We start from the raw sequence: 23486 nt of genomic DNA, 5'->3' as shown, positions 1-23486 counted from the left end.
CGTTCATGCAAAATGCACAAACGATCATTAAAGACTATCGCCGAAAACGCGTTATCGTCTGCGTCACGGTTGCGTTCATGACGCTCGTCCTGACGTTGGGCATTCGCTTTATTTCACAGCGCAACATAAATCAGGATCGTATCCAGGACTTCGCTCAGAGCACCGTCCGCGCGCTGGACAAGGTGCTGATGTCCCTGGAAACCCACCGTGAAACCCTCATCGCGCTGGTGGGTGAACCCTGTTCCGGGGTGAATCTTGTCCTGCGAAAACAGGCGGCGATTCTGCAAACCGTACGCTCAATCGCCCTCGTAAGAGACGGCACGCTGTATTGTTCAAGCGTGTTCGGCATTCGTAATGTTCCCGTCAGCGAATTTCACCCGATACTGCCGGCGAGCGATCCCAGGCTGCTGTTATTGACCGACCGGTGGCTGTTAAAGGGCAGCCCGGTGCTGATCCAGTGGTCCCCCGTGGCGGGCCGGAGCAAGGATGGGGTGATGGAGGTGGTGAATATCGATCTCATCACCAAAATGATCCTTGAGCCGCAGCGGCCGCTGATTACCGACGTTGTCCTCAAGGTGGGCGATAATTTTCTCCGCGACGGGCAACAGGTCACGAATATGCTGACCTTCGATGAACACGCCTCCCTGCTGGAACAGTCGTCACAGCGGTATCCCTTCAGCGTCACGGTCAGCGGCCCGGGGCCAGGCGAAATGGCGTTGAGGAATCTGCCCACTCAGCTGCCGCTGGCGCTGATGCTCAGCTTACTGATGGGCTATATCGTCTGGCTCGCCACGGCGCGGCGCATCAGTTTCACCTGGGAAATCAATATGGGGATTGCCGCCCGGGAGTTTGAACTCTTCTGCCAGCCGCTGATGAATGCCCGCACGCGGGAGTGCGTCGGCGTCGAGATCCTTCTGCGCTGGAATAACCCGCGTCAGGGATGGATCTCACCGGATGTCTTTATCCCTCTGGCCGAAGAACATAACCTGATTGTTCCGCTTACCCGCTACGTCATCAGCGAAACGGTGCGGCAGATAGGCTATTTCCCGGCCTCGCGCGATTTCCATATCGGCATTAACGTGGCCGCCAGCCATTTTCGCCGCGCTGCGCTGATCCGGGATCTCAACCGCATCTGGTTTAACGCCAATCCGGTTCAGCGGCTGATTGTGGAGTTAACTGAACGCGATGCGTTGCTTGATGTGGATTACCGCATCGTGCGCGAGCTGCACCGTAAAGGGGTGAAACTTGCGATTGATGATTTTGGTACCGGCAATAGCTCACTTTCGTGGCTTGAAAAGCTGCGTCCGGACGTGCTGAAAATTGATAAATCCTTCACCACCGCGATTGGCACCGACGCCGTGAACTCAACGGTCACGGATATCATTATTGCGCTGGGCCAGCGGCTGAATATAGAACTGGTTGCGGAAGGGGTTGAAACCGAGGAGCAGTCGCGCTATTTGCGCCGTCACAGCGTACACATTTTGCAGGGGTTCTTGTATGCGCGACCAATGCCGCTGCGGGAGTTTCCGACATGGCTGGCGGAAAGTGCCTCTCCGCCAGCCCGTCACAATGGACACATCGTGCCGTTATTGCCGTTACGCTAGCAAGCGTTACTCTTCTTCGTCGTGTGCAGACTGCTCTTTAACAATACGCACCATATCAACGCGATAGTCGTTGGCTTCAACGATGGTAATTTGCAGCGGCGGCAGCTCCAGCACATCCCCGACACGCGGGATCTGTCCGTTAACGGCAATCACCAGCCCCGCCACGGTGGCGATGTCTTCATCGTCATTGACTACGTTTTCAACGCCCAGCGTGTGCGAGAGCGCGTGCAGATCGGTGGTACCTTTCACCAGCCAGCCGTCACCGTCGGCAACGATTTCCGGCGTTTCATCCGCATCGGGGAATTCACCCGCGATCGCTTCCAGCACGTCAAGCGGCGTGACCAGACCCTGTACCACACCAAATTCGTTGGTAACGATAACAAAACTGCCGCGGGCACGACGCAGCACGCCCAGCAGGTTAATCGGATCCAGCGTCTCCGGCACCACGATGGCAGGCGACGCGGCCGCAACGGCCTCGACGTTGACGCCCTCTTCCAGCGCCACGAGCATCTCTTTCGCGCGCACCACGCCGATGATCTCATCCAGCTCGCCCCGACAGACCGGGAACAGGCTGTGCGGCGAGGAGAGCAGCTGCTGACGTATTTCGTCGACGCTCAGGTTGGCATCCACCCAGCTGATTTCTCCGCGCGGCGTCATAATGCCGCGCAGGGAGCGGGAGGCCAGCGAAAGCACGCCGTTGATCATATAGCGTTCTTCTTCCACAAACGCGCCTTCCGGCACCGGAACCGGGTTGCGGTTCTCGCTGTCCGCCTGCACGTTCACCTGGCGACGGCCGCCCATCAGGCGCAGGATCGCATCGGCGGTACGGGCGCGCAGCGGCTGATTCGACTGCTGCTTAATAAAGTTACGGCGCGCAATCTGGTTAAACAGCTCGATTAAGATCGAGAAGCCAATCGCGGCGTACAGGTAGCCTTTCGGAATATGGAAGCCAAAACCTTCTGCCACCAGGCTCAGACCAATCATCAGCAGGAAGCTCAGACACAGCACCACTACCGTCGGATGCTGGTTGACGAAACGCGTCAGCGGCTTCGAGGCCAGCAGCATTACCGCCATCGCAATCACAACCGCCGCCATCATCACCGGCAGATGGTTCACCATGCCGACCGCCGTAATCACCGCATCCAGCGAGAAGACCGCATCAAGCACCACGATCTGAAGAACAACGACCCAGAAGCTGGCATAGCCTTTACCGTGTCCACCGTCGTGCTGCCGGTTTTCCAGCCGTTCATGCAGCTCCGTTGTGGCTTTGAACAGCAGGAAAAGCCCCCCCACCAGCATGATCAAATCGCGACCGGAGAAGGTGAAATCCATCACGGTGAACAGCGGCTTCGTCAGCGTAACCATCCACGAGATCACGGACAGCAGGCCCAGTCGCATGATCAGCGCCAGCGAGAGGCCGATCAGACGGGCTTTGTCACGCTGTTTCGGCGGCAGCTTGTCCGCCAGGATGGCGATAAACACCAGGTTATCAATACCGAGAACGATCTCCAGCACGACCAGCGTAAGCAGTCCTACCCAGATTGACGGGTCCATTAAGAATTCCATGACACGCTCCTGCTAAAGGAATGACAAAACGGTGCCCCGCTGATTTCGGGCAGTTCAAAGGAAATGAGAGTCGATGCGTGGCGAAGATCGCCGGTGAATAAGGCGCGGGATGGCCTGGAAGATGACTGACGTCGGTGACGGTCCATATAGTGGGCTGTAGCCCTATACTCCTGAATAATTAAACGGACGCTAAACATATCAGAGACAATTGGTATTTAGCAAAGATTTACGTTCCTTTGCAAACTTCTGTAACACACGCGGTTTATCTTTTAGAAAAATCTGTAATGCGTAGCTAAATTACGGATCTTCATCACATAAATTATTTTTTCACTATCTAAAATAATTCGCGGAAGTCTTGGTTTTTTAGAACTCTAACCCTTATCTGAATCGATTCGGTTCGCCAATACGATTCTCAGTACGCCTGCCTGGCAGACGTATAAATGATAATAATAGGAGGTAGCAAGTGACCATTGCTATTGTCATAGGCACACATGGTTGGGCTGCGGAGCAGTTACTCAAAACGGCAGAGATGCTGTTGGGCGAGCAGGAAAACGTCGGCTGGATCGATTTCGTTCCCGGTGAAAACGCCGAGACGCTGATTGAAAAATACACTGCTCAGCTTGAGAAGCTGGATACCAGCAAAGGCGTGCTGTTTCTCGTGGATACATGGGGCGGCAGCCCGTTCAACGCTGCCAGCCGCATTGTCGTCGATAAAGAGCATTATGAAGTCGTCGCCGGGGTGAATATCCCGATGCTGGTGGAAACCTTGATGGCGCGTGACGACAACCCAGGCTTTGACGAGCTGGTGGCGCTGGCGGTGGAAACCGGTCGCGAAGGCGTTAAAGCGCTGAAAGCACAGCCGGTTAAAAAACCCGCCCCTGCCCCAGCTGCACCAAAGGCCGCTGCACCGGCGAAGCCAATGGGTCCGAACGATTACATGGTCATCGGCCTTGCGCGTATTGATGACCGTCTGATCCACGGCCAGGTGGCGACACGCTGGACCAAAGAGACAAACGTACAACGCATTATCGTGGTCAGTGACGAAGTGGCCGCTGATACTGTCCGCAAAACACTTCTTACCCAGGTTGCACCGCCGGGCGTTACCGCGCACGTCGTGGATGTCGCCAAAATGATCCGCGTTTACAACAACCCGAAATATGCGGGCGAACGCGTGATGCTTCTCTTCACCAACCCGACAGACGTCGAACGCCTTGTTGAAGGCGGCGTGAAAATCACCTCCGTTAACATTGGCGGTATGGCATTCCGTCAGGGCAAAACGCAGGTCAATAACGCGATTTCAGTGGATGCGAAAGATATCGAGGCCTTCAACAAGCTGAATGCCCGCGGTATCGAACTGGAAGCCCGTAAGGTTTCCACGGATCAGAAACTGAAAATGATGGATTTGATCGGCAAAGTGGGGAAATAAGCCCGGGCCGGTTTTTCATATAAAGCTTATGTAATAGGAGAAGTGCAATGGAGATTACTACTCTTCAAATTGTACTGGTGTTCATCGTCGCATGTATTGCGGGTATGGAATCCGTACTTGATGAATTTCAGTTCCACCGTCCTCTGGTGGCCTGTACGCTGATTGGCGCCGTTCTCGGTGACATGAAAACCGGTATCATTATCGGTGGTACGCTGGAAATGATCGCCCTCGGCTGGATGAACATCGGTGCAGCCGTTGCGCCAGATGCCGCCCTGGCGTCCATTATCTCAACCGTTCTGGTTATCGCCGGTCACCAGAGTATTGGTGCCGGTATCGCGCTGGCTATCCCATTGGCCGCTGCGGGCCAGGTGCTGACCATCATCGTTCGTACTATCACCGTGGCCTTCCAGCACGCGGCGGATAAGGCAGCCGAAAACGGCAACCTTACGGCGCTCTCCTGGATCCACGTTTCCTCCCTGTTCCTGCAAGCGATGCGTATCGCGATCCCGGCGGTTATCGTGGCGATCTCCGTGGGGACCAGCGAAGTTCAGAGCATGCTGAACGCCATCCCTGAAGTGGTCACCAGCGGTCTGAACATCGCCGGCGGCATGATCGTGGTGGTCGGTTACGCGATGGTCATCAACATGATGCGTGCGGGCTACCTGATGCCATTCTTCTACCTCGGCTTCGTTACCGCTGCGTTCACCAACTTCAACCTGGTTGCGCTGGGCGTGATTGGCGCGGTGATGGCAATTCTTTATATCCAGCTCAGCCCGAAATACAACCGCGTCGCGGGTGCCCCTGCGCAGGCCGCTGGTAACAACGATCTCGATAACGAACTGGACTAACAGGTGAGCGAAATGGTTGATATGACAAAAACTACCACTGAGAAAAAACTCACTCCGGGTGATATTCGTGGCGTGTTCATCCGTTCTAACCTGTTTCAGGGTTCATGGAACTTCGAACGTATGCAGGCGCTCGGCTTCTGCTTCTCCATGGTGCCGGCAATCAAACGCCTGTATCCGGAAAACAACGAAGCGCGCCGTCAGGCAATTAAGCGTCACCTGGAATTCTTCAACACCCATCCCTACGTCGCAGCGCCTGTTCTGGGCGTAACGCTGGCGATGGAAGAGCAGCGTGCGAACGGGGCTGAGATTGACGATGGTGCCATCAACGGTATCAAAGTCGGTCTGATGGGGCCGCTGGCAGGCGTGGGCGATCCTATCTTCTGGGGAACCGTGCGTCCGGTGTTTGCGGCGCTGGGTGCCGGTATTGCCATGAGCGGCAGCCTGCTCGGTCCGCTGCTGTTCTTCATCCTGTTTAACGCGGTGCGTCTGCTGACCCGTTACTACGGCGTGGCGTACGGCTACCGTAAAGGGGTGGATATCGTTAAGGATATGGGCGGCGGCTTCCTGCAAAAACTGACCGAGGGGGCGTCAATCCTCGGCCTGTTTGTGATGGGGGCGCTGGTTAACAAGTGGACGCACGTGAACATCCCGCTGGTGGTATCGACCATCACCGGTCAGGATGGTCAGACGCGCGTTACCACCGTGCAGACCATTCTGGATCAGCTGATGCCGGGCCTGGTACCGCTGCTGTTAACCTTCGCCTGCATGTGGCTGCTGCGTAAGAAAGTAAACCCGCTGTGGATCATCGTTGGCTTCTTCGTCATCGGTATCGCGGGCTACGCCGTCGGCCTGCTGGGTCTGTAATAAAACGCGTTACCGACCGGGGCCTTGCCCCCGGTCTTTTTATCTGGAGGATGAATGGCTGTTACGGACACCGTACTGGTTTTGTTTATTGTTGCCCTTCTGGCTTACGCGATCTATGACGAGTTCATTATGCCTCGCCGCCACGGCGAGACGCTGCTGACCCTTCCCCTCTTACGCCGTGGACGCATTGATGCATTCATCTTCGCCGGGCTGGTGGTCATTCTGATTTACAATAACGTGACCAGCCACGGTGCAATATTAACCACATGGTTATTATGTGCGCTGGCATTAATGGCGATTTACCTGTTCTGGATCCGCTCGCCAAAACTCATTTTTAAAAAACAGGGATTCTTCTTCGCCAATGTCTGGATAGAATATAACCGTATTAAAGAGATGAATTTATCCGAGGACGGGGTGCTGGTGATGCAATTAGAACAACGCCGCCTGCTCATTCGGGTTAAAAATATTGATGACCTGGAAAAGATCTACAGATTACTCGTTAAAACTCAATGAGTTAATATTATAGCTTCGGCTATATATTACGTAATTTTCTTGTTCGTAATATAGCCGATGCTATATCCTCCCCGTTAAATAGCTTATATTTCTTAACGATATTTTCACGCATAAATCTAAATGAAAATCGTTATCAACGCAGTCCCTGAATTAAGCCTTTCTGAGTGTTGTTTTATATTCTCAAAATATGTTAAGGTTGCGCCCGTCGTTGGGGAGTAGCCGATTTCCTGCCTTCAGGAAATGTACGTGTCAACATACTCGTTGAAAAACGTGGCGCGTACGGATCGCTTTCAGCACTTACTGTGCCAAAGGGATCAGGCGAGACCATAGATACATCAACTGCTGTTTACTGGGGGCAGTGATGTGTCATATGGATATCCCCGGTCTGGACGCGCTTATGAATATCTCCGCTACGATCCTCCTGGCCTTTGGCATGTCAATGGACGCATTTGCCGCCTCTATCGGTAAAGGTGCCACCCTCCATAAACCTAAATTTTCCGAAGCTCTGCGTACCGGTCTTATCTTTGGCGCTATCGAAACGCTGACGCCGCTTATCGGGTGGGGTCTTGGGATGCTCGCCAGCCAGTTTGTGCTGGAGTGGAACCACTGGATTGCCTTCGTGCTGCTGGTCTTTCTCGGCGGCCGGATGGTGATTGAAGGTTTGCGGGGCAACAGCGATGAAGATGACGCGCCGCTGCACCGCCACGGCTTCTGGCTTCTGGTGACCACCGCTATCGCAACCAGCCTGGACGCCATGGCCGTCGGTGTCGGTCTGGCGTTTTTGCAGGTCAATATTATCGCCACCGCGCTGGCGATTGGCTGCGCGACGCTTATCATGTCAACGCTGGGGATGATGGTTGGCCGGTTCATTGGCCCGCTGCTGGGTAAACGAGCCGAAATTTTGGGCGGTATCGTGTTGATCGGGATTGGTGCCCAAATCCTCTGGGCACACTTCGCGGGTTAACCTTCGCGCTGCCAGCAATGGATGCTGAAATCTGTCTGGCAGCGAAATTCTGTCTGCGCTGCCAGCGTTTCCCACACCGCGGGTTTTGCCCGCCACGCAAACGGCGTCATTTGCAGTAACGCCACGGCTTCGCTTCCCTGTAACGTCATTTCATACGCCACCGACAGCTCCTGCTTTAACGCAAAGCCCGCCAGCTGTTCTGAGTGAGGCGCATGCAGGTGCACTTCATCATAGATCAGCCCTTTCAGCTCCAGCAGATGACGAGGCCCTGGCGTAACGGTGATAACCCACCCGCCGGGCTTAACCACGCGCGCCAGCTCCTCTGCCTTGCACGGCGCGTAGATACGCACCACGGCATCCATGCTCGCCTCCTCAAACGGCAGACGGTGGCTGGAGGCCACGCAGAACGTCACCGCGGAATAGCGTTTTGCTGCCGCACGGATTGCCACTTTCGATACGTCCAGGCCGTACGTTTCGGCGCCCTTCTCAGCCGCCACGTCTGCAAACGTTGCGGTGTAGTAGCCTTCGCCACAGCCGATATCCAGCATGGCGGATGCGCCTTCTGTCAGACAGTTACCGAGTAAGCCGACGACAGAATCCCTGAGCGGTTGATAGTGCCCGGCATCGAGAAACGCCCGGCGGGCCTGCATCATCTCCGCGCTGTCACCCGGGTCCCGGGAGCGCTTGTGCTGTACAGGCAAAAGATTCACATAGCCCTCTTTCGCCCTGTCAAACTGATGTCCCTGTGGACAGATAAACGTTTTCTCCGCGCGCGTCAGCGGCGCGTGGCAAAGGGGACAGCTGAAAGACATGACAACTCCAGGGCGTAAACCAAAAGGCGAAGTGTACCGCTATTCGCCAGGGTTATAAACGGCCGGGTGACGCATCACAATCAGATGGTCAGAATCTGCCGGCAGCCCGTCTGGCTTTACGTTTTCCAGACGCAGTACGTTCCCCATAATTTCGCTGAAAACGGGCGCAGAAACGGCCCCGCCGTAGTAGGCGCCGTTTTTCGGGTCGTTGATCACCACCACCAGCGCAAAACGGGGATCGCTGGCGGGCGCAACGCCCGCAGTGTAGGCGACGTATTTATCCACATACTTACCGTGTTCATCGATTTTTTTGGCCGTCCCGGTTTTAATCGCCACGCGATAGTTACGCACCGCTGCTTTGATCCCGCCACCGCCGGGTAACGCGACGCTCTCCATCATGTGTTCCACCTCGTGAACAATTTCCTCGGGCATCACCCGCTTGCCAATCACCGGCGGATCGATACGGGTGATGGACAGAGGCCGTTCAATGCCATAGCTGCCGATGGTGGCATACACATGCGCCAGCTGGAGGGGGGTGACCATCAGGCCATAGCCGAATGCAAAGGTCGCCCGGTCTAACTGGCTCCAGAATTTTCGCTGTGGCAGTAAGCCAGCGCTTTCCCCCGTTAAGCCAAGCCCGGTACTCTCGCCAAACCCAAAGTGCTTATAGGTATCCAGTAACCGTTGCACGGGCATCGCCAGCGAAAGACGGGATACGCCCGTGTCGCTGGACTTTTGCAGGATCCCGGTCATCGTCAGTTCCGGATAGTAGCCCACGTCGCGAATACGATGCCCATCAATAGTGTAGGGATGCGTGTCTATCACGCTGTCAGGCTGAACCAGCCCCTGCTGTAGCGCCGTCATCAACACCAGAGGCTTAACGGTCGAGCCCGGTTCAAAGGTGTCGCTGATCGCGCGATTGCGAAAATCATCCAGCGTTGCCCCTTCCCGATTGTTGGGGTTGAAGTCCGGGAAGCTGGCCATCGCCAGTATTTCGCCCGTCTGGATATTAATCAGTACCGACGCGCCTGACTCGGCTTTGTTCCACGCCACGGCATTATCCAGCGCGTCTTCGGTGATGGTTTGCAGGCGTTCATCAATACTTAGCTGGATATTGTGGGCAGGAACGGGGGCCACCTCAGTGAGGTTCTCCACCACATGTCCATAGCGATCTTTCCTGACCAGCCGCACGCCTGCTTTCCCGGTGAGCTGGGTGTTGAAACTTTTCTCGACGCCCTCAATACCCTGACCATCAATGTTCGTGAAGCCAATCAGGTTAGCCGCCACGTGTCCGGCAGGATAAAAGCGGCGGGACTCATCGCGAAGGTTAATACCGGGTAGACGCAGCTTATCGATCCACTTTGCCTGAGAGGGATCAACCTGACGGGCAAGATAAATGAATCGCCCGTGCGGGTTGCTGTTAATCCGGGATGCGAGCGTGCTCAGAGAAAGGTGTAGGGCATTTGCCAGAGCCTGCCAGCGCGAATCAAACCCGACGCCCCCTTTTTCCAGCACGGTTTTGGGATCGGCCCAGACGGCCTGCACGGGTACGCTTACCGCAAGGGGACGCCCTTCACGGTCAACAATCATTCCACGCGGGGCATCTATCGCCACTTCGCGCAGGGAGCGCATATCCTCCTGCTTCACCAGATTATCCGGTTTGATAATTTGTAGCCACGCCACGCGACCCAGCAGAAACGCGAGGCTACAAAAGATGGCGAGACACAGAAGTGCAAAACGTGCCGGCGTAAAGTTTCCGGTGGTCGTTATTGTCTTTTTTTTCACCTTAACCCCAGGGCTATTGATCAACGCCCTGATTTAACGGGAAAAACGGATAATAAGACGGGAAAAGAATGCTAATAACCTCACGGGTTTGCAACAAGATACTAACAGAGGTGGATTAAGTAATATTTTGAAAAATAAGCGAATAAAAAAGCCCCGCATCGGCGAGGCTTATGTCTGAGAGCGAAGCGCCTGGCGCTTCAGTCAGCAGTGATTCGATCAGATAGCAGTTACGTTAACCGCAGCTGGGCCTTTCTGGCCGTCCTGAATTTCGAACTCAACGTTCTGGCCTTCAGCCAGAGTTTTGAAGCCGTTACCCTGGATTGCAGAGAAGTGTACGAACACGTCTTTGCTGCCGTCAGCAGGAGTAATGAAACCAAAACCTTTAGATTCGTTGAACCACTTAACTTGACCTTTAATCTTTGCCATTTGCAAAATTCCTTAGAGTGTTTTCTTAGCCCGCAGGCTTTGACATAGATAAAACTGAGACATTACTGCTTGAGGCACTAATATAAGGTTCGGCAGAGAAGCGGTATTCAACGACAACGTGTTTACTCAGGACTTCTTTACTGAAAATGCCACACATAAACAGAACTGTACCTCGTTTGACCCAAAACGTGTTATCACACACAACGTTTAATATGGCAAGCCATTTTTAAACGTGTCTCGATCCGCCGCACAAATTCACGTGTTACTCCAGAACAATCTGCACGGTTATGCGTATTGTCAAATGAAGCGCCACCTGATCTAACAGCCTACAGAGTGCCTTGACGCGCCCTGTAACCAAAGACTTTTTAAACATAGCTCAATCATTTCAAAGCGTCCATCCCAAACCCTACTTTTCTTTAAAGGAATGACTGAGTTAGAACTTTTTGTGAAAAGTTATGCTGAAAACAATGCAACGCACCAACGTGTGACAGTGAATATAAAAAGTTAATCAGCTATTGCTAACTGTATTAAAATCCACCATTTAATAAGCGTTATTCTGCACCAAAATAATGAAATTTTTATGACTCTGCCTCAAAAGAAGGCAAGCAAAACGTTTCGATAAAAATAAAACACTTTTGGCGAATTAAAGCACACTATTTATTCAACGAAACGGTATTTGTTAAATAAGGATAAATATTCGCCAGTTTTCAGTGCGCTGAAACAAGAGTTAACTACTGCTTAATTCTTTGCGGGGATGTTGCGGGAAAAACGTGATAAGGGAGGAGATTTACGCCGTACGCTCAGGCCACCTCCCCGATCCGGGCAGACTATCGTTCGGCTACCAGGCGAATGAAGTCTTCTTCCTCTTGTTGCGGAGCAGTAGCGTCCTTCGGTATCGCTTTCGCTTCCGGTTCGTTGGCTTCACACAAACGACGCAGCAACGCATTCTGCCGTTTCTGCTGATCAAGCAATGCTTCCAGCAGCTCAATTTGCTCGTTTGTGCGGGAACTGGCGCGGTTAACGAAGAACCACAGTACCAGGCCAACAGCCAGCACAACCAACGCCATTACCAGGGATGCAATGCTCAGCAGCCCCGAATTCAGTAACTCACCCATTTCACCACCTCAGTAAAAACCGCTATTTTACCACTGCCGCCACGTAAGAACATCGCTCAGCGTAAAAATGACGTCTACCAGGGGATAAACTTATTGATTGAACAAATGCCGCTAAAGAACTGTACATCCTGATCGCACATCACATTGATAGTCTGCGTCCACAGCACCACGCATGCTATCAACACTATAACCAGAATTACCCAGCGTATTTTTTTCACTCCACACTCCGTCTTATGACCTGATGTAGCCAGGTTATCACGGCTATCTTAAACAGGGGCTAACTGTACCTTCAACTGACTCTTTTCGGAATCGTGCACTTGTTTCACTGCGTAAACCCGTTACGCTTACTCCATGACAACAAAGAAAAAAGAGGCATCGATGCGTTTACTCGTTCGTACGGTAATTGTACTGGCACTTGTGTGGATCGGCCTGCTGTTAAGTGGGTATGGCGTATTAATGGGAAGCAAAGAAAATGCCGCGGGTTTGGGTATTCAATGTAAATATCTCACCGCACAGGGGGTAAGCACGGCGCAGTACATCCATTCAGACAGCGGGATCATCGGGCTAAGCAACTGTCCCGTACTGCGTAAGTCTTCTGTCGTGGTTGATAACGGCTAATCAGCGCTGAACTCAATCTGCAAAAACGCCGCAAAAATGCGGCGTTTTTTACTGACGGCATCGATCAGAACGGGTAGTCGTTATAGCCCATCTGCTCTGAGATTTTGCGCGCTGCGGTATGCAGAATTGCCACATACTCATGAAGACGCTCTTCGGAAAAACGCAGCGTTGGGAACGAAATGCTCAGGCCCGCAATGACAACGCCGAAGCGGTCAAACACCGGCACACCGATGCAGCGCAGCCCTTCTTCCTGCTCTTCGTTATCTTCCCCGTAGCCCTGCTCGCGCACGCTATCCAGCACGCTCAGCAGTTCATCCGTACTGGTGATAGTGCGGTCGGTGCTACGCTTGTATTCCACGCCGTCAAGGATTTGCTTCACCTCTTCGCGATCGCGCCAGGCCAGCAGCACTTTACCAATTGCGGTACTGTAGAGCGGGTTACGGCGACCGATGCGTGAATACATGCGCAGGTTGTACATGGAATCAATTTTGTGGATGTAAACAATGCTGTCTTCATCCAGTGCGCCGAGGTGAATTGTCTCTTTCGTCAGCCGTGAAAGTTCACGCATCTGAATGTCCGCGCTGCGGATCAGATCCACGTTTTGCAAGGCACGAGCGCCCAGTTCAAACAGCTTCAGGGTCAGAGAATATTTTTCTGATTCTCCTTCCTGCGCGACATAACCCAATGATTTCATCGTCTGCAAAAAGCGATAAACGGTGCTTTTCGACATCATCACACGCTGAGACAACTCTGTAATACCAATTTCACGCTCTTCTCCGAGCGCCTGCAAGATGCCAAACACCTTCAGCACGGAAGAAACAGAATCTGGCTGCTTATCCAAATCTGCGATTGCCATTTATCACCTCATGGAGAGTGTTTTATAAAAATCAGAACCGGTTTTTATTATAAATTCGTGTGATGCGTGCTGCAATCTATCTGGCTTTACTTCGTTACAAATCTGCGACATAAAACCGAAATAACGGTGCTAAAATAGTTACCCTGAAAATAATTTCACGCTGAGTCATTCTTTTCCCATGCAAAAAAACGTTTCTGATGGCCTGCCCTTACCGCAACGGTACGGGGCAATTGCCACTATTGTCATCGGCATTTCGATGGCCGTCCTTGACGGTGCGATTGCTAACGTTGCTCTTCCTACCATTGCAAAAGATCTTAATGCGTCTCCCGCAAGCTCCATCTGGATAGTGAATGCGTACCAGATAGCGATTGTGATTTCTCTCCTGTCACTCTCTTTCCTCGGCGATATGTTTGGCTATCGCCGGGTTTACCAGTGCGGGCTGGTGGTCTTTACCCTCACCTCGCTCTTCTGTGCCCTTTCCGATTCGCTGCACACCCTCACCCTGGCGCGTATCGCTCAGGGCTTTGGGGGCGCGGCGCTGATGAGCGTGAATACGGCCCTGATTCGGCTTATCTATCCTCATCGCCACCTTGGACGCGGCATGGGCATTAACTCCTTTATTGTGGCCGTGTCGTCTGCCGCCGGGCCGACGATTGCCGCTGCCATTCTGTCTGTCGCCTCGTGGCAATGGCTGTTTGCCATCAACGTGCCCCTTGGCATCGTGGCTATCTTCTTCGCCCTGCGCTATCTCCCGGAAAATGGTCCAAAAAATACCACGCCACGCTTCGACCTGCCCAGCGCCGTGATGAACGCGCTGACCTTTGGCCTGCTGATTACCGCGCTGAGCGGATTTGCGCAGGGGCAGTCGCTAATGCTCATTGCCGCAGAAATCGTTGCCATGCTTGTTATCGGCTTTTTCTTTGTACGACGCCAGCTGGCGCTCCCCGTGCCGTTACTGCCGGTAGATTTGCTGCGTATACCGCTGTTCTCGCTCTCCATTTGCACCTCAATTTGCTCGTTTTGCGCTCAGATGCTGGCGCTGGTTGCGCTGCCGTTCTTTTTACAGAGCGTGATTGGTCGTTCGGAAGTGGAAACGGGCTTGCTGCTCACGCCCTGGCCTCTGGCAACCATGGTGATGGCCCCGCTGGCCGGGTATCTTATTGAGCGAGTTCACGCCGGACTGCTGGGGGCTATCGGGCTGGTAGTCATGGCTGTGGGACTGTTTGCGCTGGCGCTACTGCCCTCCTCGCCGGGGGACATGGATATTATCTGGCGCATGATCCTGTGCGGAGCAGGTTTTGGACTGTTCCAGTCACCGAATAACCACACGATTATCACCTCTGCCCCACGCCATCGCAGCGGTGGTGCCAGCGGAATGCTGGGGACGGCAAGACTATTAGGGCAAAGCACCGGGGCCGCACTGGTGGCGTTGATGTTTAACCTTGCCGGGCAGAATGCGACACACGTTGCGCTGATCACCGCTGGGACGCTGGCAACCCTCGCGGCTGTCGTCAGCGGGCTTCGTATCACCCAGCCGAAGGCGCAGGCATAAAAAAACCGGGCGGAGAGGGTCTCCTGCCCGGTTTTTATTCATGCGGCGGGTATTACTTCAGGTATTCGCCGCTACGCAGCGCTTCGATACGTTTATCCAGCGGCGGGTGAGACATAAACAGCTCGCTCAGCGACTTAGATTTACCGTTGATGCAGAAGGCCATCATGCTGTTCGCTTCCTGCGGCTCGTAGCTGGTTTTCAGACGTTGCAGCGCTGCAATCATCTTCTCACGACCCACCAGTTTCGCTGAACCGGCATCCGCATGGAACTCACGGTGACGGGAGAACCACATGGTAATGATGCTTGCCAGGATACCGAACACCAGTTCCAGCACCATCGAAACAGCAAAATAGATCAGCGGGTTGCCGTTGCTCTCTTCACCCTCATCACGGTTGCCGCCCATAAACCCGGCAGCAATTTGCGCCAGAATACGGGAAATAAAGATAACGAAGGTGTTCACCACGCCCTGGATCAGGGTCATGGTGACCATATCGCCGTTGGCGATGTGGCTGATCTCGTGAGCAATAACCGCTTCCGCTTCGTCACGGCTCATGTTTTGCAGCAAACCGGTACTGACGGCCACCAGGGACGCGTCACGACGCGCACCGGTAGCAAATGCGTTAATATCCGGCGCGTGGTAGATCGCCACCTGCGGCATGGCAATGCCCGCCTGCTTTGACTGCTGAGCAACCGTGCTCACCAGCCACTGTTCCATATCGTTACGCGGCTGCTCGATAACTTCACCGCCCACGGATTTCAGTGCCATCCACTTCGACATCAGCAGTGAAATGAAAGAGCCACCGAAACCAAACAGCAGCGCCATAATCAACAGACCCTGAACGCTGCTCGACTGAATTCCCGTCAGGCTTAGCACCAGCCCGAATACCACCATAACCGCAAGGTTGGTGAGCAGGAAGAGCGCGATTCGCATCATAATATTCTTTTAACCTCAGTTTAACAAAACGCACTATGCGATTACCCACATCGTATGGGTATTGCGGGTATTTTCAAGCATCCAGACGGCGTAAGTCACCAGAAAGACACAACTTTACACAATTGGAAATCTGCCTGACGGAAGGATGCAGAACAAAAAGAAACAGGCACAATCTCTTGTGCCTGTTGGGGAGTTATTTTGCCGGAGCAGGTTGCACGGCAGGTTTATCTTTTTCCAGCGTCGCGAGATCAAGCGCGATATGCACCGTCTCGTCCAGATACGGATCGGGCTCCTGGTAATCCTTAGGCAGATCGTCCAGTTTTTTGAGCAGAGGCTTACCTTCACGCTTGAAGCGATCGTTGATACGCGCCAGACGCGTCGCGTCATCTTCATTGTTCTCTTTCTCACGCTGGGCGTAGTTCAGAGACACAATATTCCGTTTCGCTTTCAGTGCGTTGAAACGCGCAATGTCCTTCATGATGTACTGGAATTCAGGATCCTTCCCAATACGATCGTTGTGATTTTTCAACAGTTCCGGTCCGAACTGTTTCATATCACCCGATTTCACGAATGTCGCGGCATCGATGCTATCCCACGGCAACGCGTTATCTTCAAACTTCTCGCCGGTTTCCGTCTCTTCGGTACCTGTCGGCATCATGATGTCCGGCGTGACGCCTTTACGCTGCGTACTGCCGCCGTTGACGCGGTAAAACTTCTGAATGGTGTACTGTACTGAACCCAACGCCGGCCATTCAGGGCGCAGCATCTGGTCATAAATACGGTTCAGAGAGCGATACTGCTGAACGGTGCCCTTGCCAAAGGTCGGTTCGCCGACAATTAACGCCCGGCCATAATCCTGCATGGCGGCAGCAAAGATTTCCGATGCAGAGGCACTGAAGCGATCCACCAGGACCACCAGCGGCCCCTTATAGTAGACCACGCCATCGGTATCGGCATCTTCACGCACTTTACCGTTGTTATCGCGCACCTGCACCACCGGGCCAGACGGGATAAACAGCCCGGACAGCGAGACGGCTTCGGTCAGCGCCCCGCCGCCGTTGCTGCGCAGGTCAATGATTACGCTGCTGACATTCTGCTTCTCAAGCTTCTGTAGCTGCACTTTCACGTCATCGGTCAGGCCAACGTAGAAGCCCGGGATATCCAGTACGCCAACCTTCTCTTTACCCACGGTTTTCACCGACATTTTCACCGCGCGATCTTCCAGACGGATACGCTCACGGGTCAGGGTAATGATGCGGGTTTTGGTGCCCTTACCGGCTGGCAGGATCTCCAGGCGCACTTTGCTGCCCTTCGGCCCTTTGATCAGCGCAACAACGTCATCAAGACGCCAGCCAATCACGTCCACCATGCTCTTTCCGGTCTGACCAACACCGACAATGCGGTCGCCTACGCTGATCGCTTTGCTTTTAGACGCGGGGCCACCGGCCACCATGGAGTTGATAACGGTGTAGTCATCGTCCATCTGAAGCACCGCACCAATACCTTCCAGAGACAGGCTCATTTCGGTATTGAACTGTTCGGTGTTACGTGGAGAGAGATAGTTGGTGTGCGGGTCAATTTCATGCGCAAACGCAGTCATCGCCAGTGAAAAAACGTCTTCACTGTTGGTCTGCGCCAGACGACGAATAGCGAACTTGTAGCGACGGTTTAACGTCTCACGGATCTCTTTCTCGTCTTTGCCGGTGAGCTTGAGGCTCAGTTCATCATATTTGACTTTTCCGTCCCACAGCGCATTCAGCTCAGCCTCGTCTTTCGGCCATGGCGCTTTGCTGCGGTCCAGATTAAAGGTGTCGTTGCCGGTGAAGTCCATTGGACGTTCCAGCACTTTGAGCGCGTATTGATAACGTTCAAAACGGCGCTTTTGCGATAAGTTGTAGAGATCGTAAAACAGATCCAGCTTTCCGGAGCGCAGCTCATCACCCACTTCGGATTTGCGTTTCGCGAACTGTTCGACATCGCTGGCCAGCAGTACGTTATGGCTGTAATCCAGCAAGTTCAGATAACGGTCGAAGATTTTGGCCGAAAAGGCCTGATCGAGATCGAACTGACGATAGTGCGAACGAGTAAAGCGCGACGTCACGCGCTCACTCACCGTCGCGTGCTGAGTCTCTTCCTTGAGAACCGGAATTCGATCGACACGCGTAATATCGTCCACAGCGAAAGCGTGGCCTGTTATAGCAAACAGGCCAGCCAACGCGGTGAGCTTAAAAAAAGTGTTCATGCCAGGCTCGGCCTCCGTTTCAGAACAACAAGTGTTCTGCGCGTACAATCATTGACATACCAGAAGTCAGCTGTACACGAACGCCATCTTTGGTGATTTCCAGTACGGTGGCGTCCATCGCGTTGTTACCCGCTTTCACCTTCAGAGACTGACCCACGCTCAGCGCATTGATGTCAGAAACCGGGGTGTGGCGCGGCTCTTCGCGCGGCGCACGTGGGGCTTTAGCTGCTGGTTTGTCAGCACGCGGTTTGCGATCGTTATTTTCTGCACGACGCGGTGCCGGGCGCGGTTTACGCTCGCGACGAGGGGCGTCTTCCTGACCGTTTGCCGCTGCGGCTTCGCGTTTTTTCGCCTGCTGTTCCGCACGCTGTGCCTGCACGCGAGCTTTGGCTTCTTCAAGCTGCTTACGCGCATGTTCTACGTGCTGTTCGTCCAGCTCACCGCACGGGTTGCCGTCAAGGTCGACACGGGTCGCACCCGGCTTGATACCGTACAGGTAACGCCAGCTCGAGGTATAAAGGCGTAATGCAGAGCGAAGCTGCGTTTTGCTGAGGTTCATCTCCCCCTCAACGCGCGCGACCAGATCCTGAAAGATACCGACTTTCAGAGGACGCGCTTCACCTTCAGCGCTGAAGCACTGCGGGAAACGCTCGGCCAGAAATGCGATAACTTCTTTACTGCTATTCAACTTAGGTTGATTTTCCATGAAATTTCCTGATTACAACGGACGTTGCCAACAAGCGCAGGCATGAACAGGCGACATTATAATGACGCTATCAGTAAATGCTACGTTATCCGTTGATTATCCTGCGACGCTCGCAAAGAATTTATGATAATCGGTCTCTGCAAGAACATTTTCCAGGTTCGCCGCAAGCGTGCGCAGCCCCTGTTCGTCCTCGGCAGTGAAGCGGCTGAAGACCGTGCTGTCGATATCCAGAACGCCAATAATCTGATTTTTTACCACCAGCGGCAGTACGATTTCAGCGTTGCTTGCGGCATCGCAGGCAATATGGCCGTCAAACGCGTGGACGTCTTCAACGCGCTGAACCTCACGCGTTGCCACGGCGGTACCGCACACGCCGCGCCCTACCGGAATGCGAACGCAGGCCAGCTTGCCCTGAAACGGCCCAAGCACCAGCGTGTCGTCTTCCAGCAGATAAAAGCCGGCCCAGTTCACGTCAGAGAGGCGCTCGAAGAGTAACGCGCTGGTATTTGCCAGAGTGGCTAAGAAACTGGTTTCCCCTGCCATTAATGCTTTAAAATCGCGATTCAGATCCGCGTAGAATTCTGTTTTGTTCATTCTTCAATCACTTAGTTAACTTACAAATTTACCGCATAGCCTATTAAAATAAGCATTAAATGCGCTCATGCTCAAGATGAATCCGTACATGAGTTATTATAACTTTCAACAATACTAAACCGCGCGCGACTCATGGCCATAAAAACACCCAAAATTACGCCGACAGGAAAGATCGTTATCCATACGGTAAGCGAAGCTTTGCCTCGTGCACATTATCAGCGTTGCCCCCAGTGCGATACGCTTTTTATGTTGCCGAAGATGAAATCGCACCAAAGCGCCTTTTGTCCTCGCTGCGATGCCAAAATTCGCGATGGACGAGACTGGTCGCTAACGCGTCTGGCCGCAATGGCGGTCACCATGCTGCTGCTGATGCCGTTTGCCTGGACCGAACCGCTGCTGAAGCTCTATCTTCTGGGCGTGCGCATCGACGCCAACGTATTTCAGGGGATCTGGCAGATGACGCGCGAGGGCGATCCGCTCACCGGCGCGATGGTGCTGTTCTGCGTGGTCGGCGCGCCGCTGGTGCTGGTCGCGGCGATTGCCTACCTGTGGTTTGGCAATATTCTGGGGATGAACCTGCGCCCGGTTCTGCTGATGCTGGATAAGCTCAAAGAGTGGGTCATGCTGGATATCTATCTAGTGGGCGTCGGCGTTGCCTCCATCAAGGTGCAGGACTACGCGTTTTTACAGCCCGGCATTGGCCTTTTTGCGTTCATATCGCTGGTCCTGCTGAGCATTTTGACCATGATTCATCTGAACGTTGAACAGCTCTGGGAGCGCTTTTACCCGCAGCGCCCCGCGACACGGCCTGATGAAAACCTGCGCGTCTGCCTGGGATGTCATTACACCGGTTTTCCGGATAAACGCGGCAGGTGCCCGCGCTGCCATATTCCGCTAAGATTGCGGCGCAACAATAGCCTGCAAAAATGCTGGGCGGCGCTCATCGCCTCGCTGGTATTTTTGTTCCCGGCCAACATGCTGCCTATCTCGGTGATTTACGTGAACGGTGCCCGCCAGGAAGATACTATCCTCTCCGGGATTATTTCTCTGGCGCACAGTAACGTGGGGGTCGCCGCGATTGTTTTTATCGCCAGTATTCTGGTGCCCTTTACCAAAGTGGTGGTGATGTTTACGCTACTTATCAGCATTCACTTTAAATGCGAACAAGGACTCCGCACCCGCATCCTGCTTCTGCGATTCGTGACCTGGATCGGTCGCTGGTCGATGTTGGATCTGTTCGTGATTTCGCTGATGATGTCGCTCATCAATCGCGATCAGTTACTTGCTTTTACCATGGGACCCGCAGCTTTTTATTTCGGCTCTGCGGTGATATTGACTATTCTTGCAGTGGAATGGCTGGACAGCCGCTTACTTTGGGACGCACATGAGTCAGGAAACGCCCGCTTCGCCGACTGAAGCGAGAATTAAAACTAAACGTCGTATTTCGCCATTCTGGCTGCTGCCTGTCATCGCACTGATGATCGCAGGCTGGCTTATCTGGACGAGCTATGAAGATCGCGGAAGTACCATCACGATTGATTTCCAGTCTGCGGACGGCATTGTCGCCGGACGTACCCCCGTTCGCTTCCAGGGGGTGGAAGTGGGTACCGTGCAGGATATCTCTCTCGGCAAAGGGCTGAACAAAATCCAGGTGCGGGCGAGCATTAAGTCCGATATGCAGGACGCGCTGCGCGCCGAAACGCAGTTCTGGCTGGTAACGCCAAAAGCCTCGCTGGCCGGTGTTTCCGGGCTGGATGCGCTTGTGGGCGGTAACTATATCGGCATGATGCCCGGTAAAGGTGAGCCGCAGGATCACTTCGTTGCGCTGGATACGCAGCCAAAATACCGGCTGAATAACGGCGATTTGATGATCCATCTCCGCGCGCCGGATTTAGGATCGCTGAACAGCGGTTCTCTGGTCTATTTCCGCAAAATTCCGGTTGGCCGCGTGTATGATTACGCCATTAACCCGAACAAAGACGGCGTGACCATCGACGTGCTGATCGAACGGCGCTTTACCAACCTGGTGAAAAAAGGCAGCCGCTTCTGGAACGTCTCCGGCGTCGATGCCGATCTAAGCTTAAGCGGTGCGAAAGTGAAGCTTGAGAGCCTGGCGGCGCTGGTGAATGGCGCTATCGCCTTCGATTCCCCGGAAGGCTCAAGCCCTGCCGCCGCTGAAGATACGTTTGGCCTGTATGCTGACCTGGCGCACAGCCAGCGCGGCGTCATCGTCAAGCTGACCCTGCCTGATGCTAAAGGACTGAAAGCCGGCTCAACCCCGCTGATGTACCAGGGGTTAGAGGTCGGCCAGCTGACGAAATTAACCCTCAATGCAGGCGGCTCCGTCACCGGCGAAATGACCGTGGATCCTAGCGTGGTCGATCTCCTGCGGGAGAAGACGCGTATCGAGCTGCGTAATCCGAAGCTGTCGCTCAGCGACGCCAGCATCAGTTCGCTGCTGACCGGCAGTACCTTCGAGCTGATCCCGGGAGAAGGCCAGCCGAATAAAACCTTTGTTATCGCCCCGGCGGATAAAGCGCTGCTGCAAAAGCCGGGCGTGCAGACGATTACCCTGAACGCACCGGAGAGCTATGGCATCGAAGCCGGACAGCCGCTGATCCTGCACGGTGTGCAGGTAGGCCAGGTTCTCGAACGTAAGCTGACAGAAAAAGGGGTCTCCTTCTCCGCCGCCATCGATCCGCAGTACAGCAATCTGGTTCACGGCGACAGTAAATTTGTGGTCAACAGCCGGGTCGACGTGAAGGTGGGCCTGGACGGCGTTGAGTTCCTCGGCGCCAGCGCCAGCGAGTGGGTTAACGGCGGGATCCGCATTCTGCCGGGCAGCAAAGGTGCGCTGCGCGAGAGCTATCCGCTGTTCGCAAATCTGGACAAAGCCATTGAAAACAGCATGGGCGACTTGCCGACCACCACGCTGACCTTAAGTGCTGAAACGCTGCCGGATGTCCAGGCGGGCTCCGTGGTGCTCTATCGCAAGTTTGAGGTCGGGGAAGTGATCACCGTTCGCCCTCGCGCGGACGCGTTTGATATCGAACTGCACATCAAGCCGGAGTACCGCAAGCTGCTCACGCCAAACAGCGTGTTCTGGGCGGAAGGCGGCGCGAAGGTGCAGCTTAACGGCAGCGGCCTGACCGTACAGGCGTCTCCCCTCTCCCGTGCCCTGCGCGGTGCGATCAGCTTTGACAACCTGAGCGGCGCGGGCGGCAACATGCGTAAAGGTGACAAGCGGATCCTCTTCCCGTCTGAAACCGCAGCGCGCGCCGTCGGGGGGCAGATCACGCTACATACCTTTGACGCCGGTAAACTGGCGGAGGGGATGCCTATCCGCTATCTCGGCATTGATATCGGGCAGGTCCAGAAGCTGAAGCTCATCACCGCGCGCAATGAAGTCCAGGCCACCGCCGTGCTTTATCCGGAATATGTGCAGACGTTTGCCCGCGCTGGCTCGCGCTTCTCGGTGGTTACGCCGCAAATTTCTGCCGCAGGGGTTGAGCACCTCGACACTATACTTCAGCCGTACATTAACGTTGAACCGGGTCGCGGCAACGCGCGTCGTGAGTTTGAGTTGCAGGAGGCGACCATCACCGATTCCCGCTATCTGGACGGTCTGAGCATCGTGGTTGAAGTGCCGGAAGCCGGTTCGCTGGGCATCGGCACGCCGGTGCTGTTCCGCGGCATTGAGGTCGGGACGGTAACCAGCCTGACGCTGGGTAATCTGTCCGATCGCGTGATGGTCGGCCTGCGCATCAGCCAGCGTTATCAGCATCTGGTCCGCAATAACTCGGTGTTCTGGCTGGCTTCAGGTTACTCCCTCGACTTCGGCCTGACCGGCGGCGTGGTGAAAACGGGGACCTTTAACCAGTTCATTCGCGGCGGCATTGCCTTCGCGACGCCGCCTGGCACGCCTCTGGCACCGAAGGCGCAGGCAGGTAAACACTTCCTGCTGCTGGAAAGTGAACCGAAAGAGTGGCGCGAATGGGGCACGGCGCTGCCGCGTTAATCTCGCAGGCTCCGGTGTCAACGCGCCGGAGCCTTTATGTTAC

General features: G+C 54.3%; 21 protein-coding genes and 1 pseudogene. 10 read left to right on the top strand and 12 right to left on the bottom strand.

From position 1 onward, the window contains the following. The first annotated feature begins 5 nt into the window (after positions 1–5). Entirely contained in the window at positions 6–1604 is a 1599-nt protein-coding gene (locus tag E0L16_RS10875) for an EAL domain-containing protein (protein WP_131636906.1), read from the top strand. A gap of 6 nt (positions 1605–1610) precedes the next feature. Here E0L16_RS10875 and yoaE read toward each other — a convergent pair whose 3' ends face one another. Continuing rightward, on the bottom strand, positions 1611–3170 hold the full coding sequence (yoaE, locus tag E0L16_RS10870; RefSeq protein ID WP_063449617.1) for a CNNM family cation transport protein YoaE: 1560 nt from the start codon (positions 3168–3170) through the stop codon (positions 1611–1613). A 463-nt stretch (positions 3171–3633) separates the two neighbouring features. On the opposite strand from yoaE, the gene manX reads away from it, so the two are divergent. From manX to mntP, 5 genes are all read left to right on the top strand, one after another. Beyond that, the gene (gene manX, locus E0L16_RS10865) at positions 3634–4596 is read left to right on the top strand and encodes a PTS mannose transporter subunit IIAB (RefSeq protein ID WP_131636905.1); all 963 of its coding nucleotides are present in this window, start codon (positions 3634–3636) and stop codon (positions 4594–4596) included. 47 nt (positions 4597–4643) lie between these two features. Beyond that, a complete protein-coding gene (gene manY, locus E0L16_RS10860) occupies positions 4644–5444 on the top strand; it encodes a PTS mannose transporter subunit IIC (RefSeq protein ID WP_063868486.1) in 801 nt (266 codons plus the stop codon). Positions 5445–5456: 12 nt separating this feature from the next. Next, complete coding sequence (locus E0L16_RS10855) at positions 5457–6308, top strand: PTS mannose transporter subunit IID (protein WP_006810994.1); 852 nt, start codon at positions 5457–5459, stop codon at positions 6306–6308. Positions 6309–6362: 54 nt separating this feature from the next. Beyond that, positions 6363–6821, top strand: a complete 459-nt coding sequence (locus E0L16_RS10850; RefSeq protein ID WP_131636904.1) for a DUF986 family protein — start codon at positions 6363–6365, stop codon at positions 6819–6821. 397 nt (positions 6822–7218) lie between these two features. Beyond that, a complete protein-coding gene (gene mntP / locus E0L16_RS10845) occupies positions 7219–7785 on the top strand; it encodes a manganese efflux pump MntP (RefSeq protein WP_063449661.1) in 567 nt (188 codons plus the stop codon). On the opposite strand, the gene rlmA is transcribed toward mntP, so the two are convergent. The 6 genes and pseudogenes from rlmA to mgrB all read right to left on the bottom strand — a co-directional run bounded on the left by rlmA (position 7782) and on the right by mgrB (position 12141). After that, positions 7782–8597, bottom strand: coding sequence for a 23S rRNA (guanine(745)-N(1))-methyltransferase (gene rlmA / locus E0L16_RS10840; protein ID WP_131636903.1), 816 nt, complete (start codon positions 8595–8597; stop codon positions 7782–7784). The two genes, mntP and rlmA, sit on opposite strands and share 4 nt — an antisense overlap. Before the next feature lie 39 nt (positions 8598–8636). Beyond that, positions 8637–10382 (bottom strand): peptidoglycan glycosyltransferase FtsI, encoded by a 1746-nt coding sequence (gene ftsI / locus E0L16_RS10835; RefSeq protein WP_063868484.1) that lies wholly within the window; start codon positions 10380–10382, stop codon positions 8637–8639. Between the two features lie 216 nt (positions 10383–10598). Continuing rightward, on the bottom strand, positions 10599–10808 hold the full coding sequence (gene cspE, locus E0L16_RS10830) for a transcription antiterminator/RNA stability regulator CspE (RefSeq protein ID WP_001062678.1): 210 nt from the start codon (positions 10806–10808) through the stop codon (positions 10599–10601). 12 nt (positions 10809–10820) lie between these two features. Beyond that, a pseudogene (locus E0L16_RS10825) lies at positions 10821–10965 on the bottom strand (DUF2627 domain-containing protein). Positions 10966–11635: 670 nt separating this feature from the next. Continuing rightward, positions 11636–11923 (bottom strand): YebO family protein, encoded by a 288-nt coding sequence (locus E0L16_RS10820; RefSeq protein ID WP_131636902.1) that lies wholly within the window; start codon positions 11921–11923, stop codon positions 11636–11638. Positions 11924–11997: 74 nt separating this feature from the next. Further along, complete coding sequence (mgrB, locus tag E0L16_RS10815; protein ID WP_063868482.1) at positions 11998–12141, bottom strand: PhoP/PhoQ regulatory lipoprotein MgrB; 144 nt, start codon at positions 12139–12141, stop codon at positions 11998–12000. A gap of 160 nt (positions 12142–12301) precedes the next feature. Between mgrB and E0L16_RS10810 the strand changes: the two genes are divergently transcribed. Next, a complete protein-coding gene (locus E0L16_RS10810) occupies positions 12302–12541 on the top strand; it encodes a YobH family protein (RefSeq protein WP_063449624.1) in 240 nt (79 codons plus the stop codon). 64 nt (positions 12542–12605) lie between these two features. Here the strand turns inward: E0L16_RS10810 and kdgR are convergent, their stop codons facing one another. Further along, positions 12606–13397 (bottom strand): DNA-binding transcriptional regulator KdgR, encoded by a 792-nt coding sequence (kdgR, locus tag E0L16_RS10805; RefSeq protein ID WP_063449625.1) that lies wholly within the window; start codon positions 13395–13397, stop codon positions 12606–12608. 178 nt (positions 13398–13575) lie between these two features. On the opposite strand from kdgR, the gene E0L16_RS10800 reads away from it, so the two are divergent. Continuing rightward, positions 13576–14949 carry an MFS transporter gene (locus E0L16_RS10800; protein ID WP_131636901.1) on the top strand — a complete coding sequence of 458 codons (1374 nt, stop codon included), beginning with the start codon at positions 13576–13578 and terminating at the stop codon, positions 14947–14949. Positions 14950–15001: 52 nt separating this feature from the next. Here the strand turns inward: E0L16_RS10800 and htpX are convergent, their stop codons facing one another. The 4 genes from htpX to E0L16_RS10780 all read right to left on the bottom strand — a co-directional run bounded on the left by htpX (position 15002) and on the right by E0L16_RS10780 (position 19425). After that, complete coding sequence (gene htpX, locus E0L16_RS10795; RefSeq protein WP_063868480.1) at positions 15002–15883, bottom strand: protease HtpX; 882 nt, start codon at positions 15881–15883, stop codon at positions 15002–15004. A 193-nt stretch (positions 15884–16076) separates the two neighbouring features. Next, complete coding sequence (gene prc / locus E0L16_RS10790) at positions 16077–18125, bottom strand: carboxy terminal-processing peptidase (protein WP_131636900.1); 2049 nt, start codon at positions 18123–18125, stop codon at positions 16077–16079. Between the two features lie 19 nt (positions 18126–18144). After that, on the bottom strand, positions 18145–18831 hold the full coding sequence (proQ, locus tag E0L16_RS10785) for an RNA chaperone ProQ (RefSeq protein ID WP_006811005.1): 687 nt from the start codon (positions 18829–18831) through the stop codon (positions 18145–18147). Positions 18832–18927: 96 nt separating this feature from the next. Further along, entirely contained in the window at positions 18928–19425 is a 498-nt protein-coding gene (locus E0L16_RS10780; protein WP_063868478.1) for a GAF domain-containing protein, read from the bottom strand. Positions 19426–19557: 132 nt separating this feature from the next. Here E0L16_RS10780 and yebS point away from each other — a divergent pair, with 132 nt between their 5' ends. Further along, positions 19558–20841: a membrane integrity lipid transport subunit YebS gene (yebS, locus tag E0L16_RS10775; RefSeq protein WP_063449630.1), complete on the top strand. Its 1284-nt coding sequence runs from the start codon at positions 19558–19560 to the stop codon at positions 20839–20841. Continuing rightward, a complete protein-coding gene (locus E0L16_RS10770) occupies positions 20810–23443 on the top strand; it encodes a PqiB family protein (protein ID WP_063449631.1) in 2634 nt (877 codons plus the stop codon). Before yebS ends, E0L16_RS10770 begins: the two co-directional genes overlap by 32 nt. Positions 23444–23486 lie beyond the last annotated feature (43 nt).

It is taken from the genome of Enterobacter quasihormaechei (genome assembly GCF_004331385.1).
Lineage (GTDB): Bacteria > Pseudomonadota > Gammaproteobacteria > Enterobacterales > Enterobacteriaceae > Enterobacter > Enterobacter quasihormaechei.
Note: the sequence above shows the minus strand (reverse complement) of the source record. Positions and strands in the feature narration are given on the sequence as shown.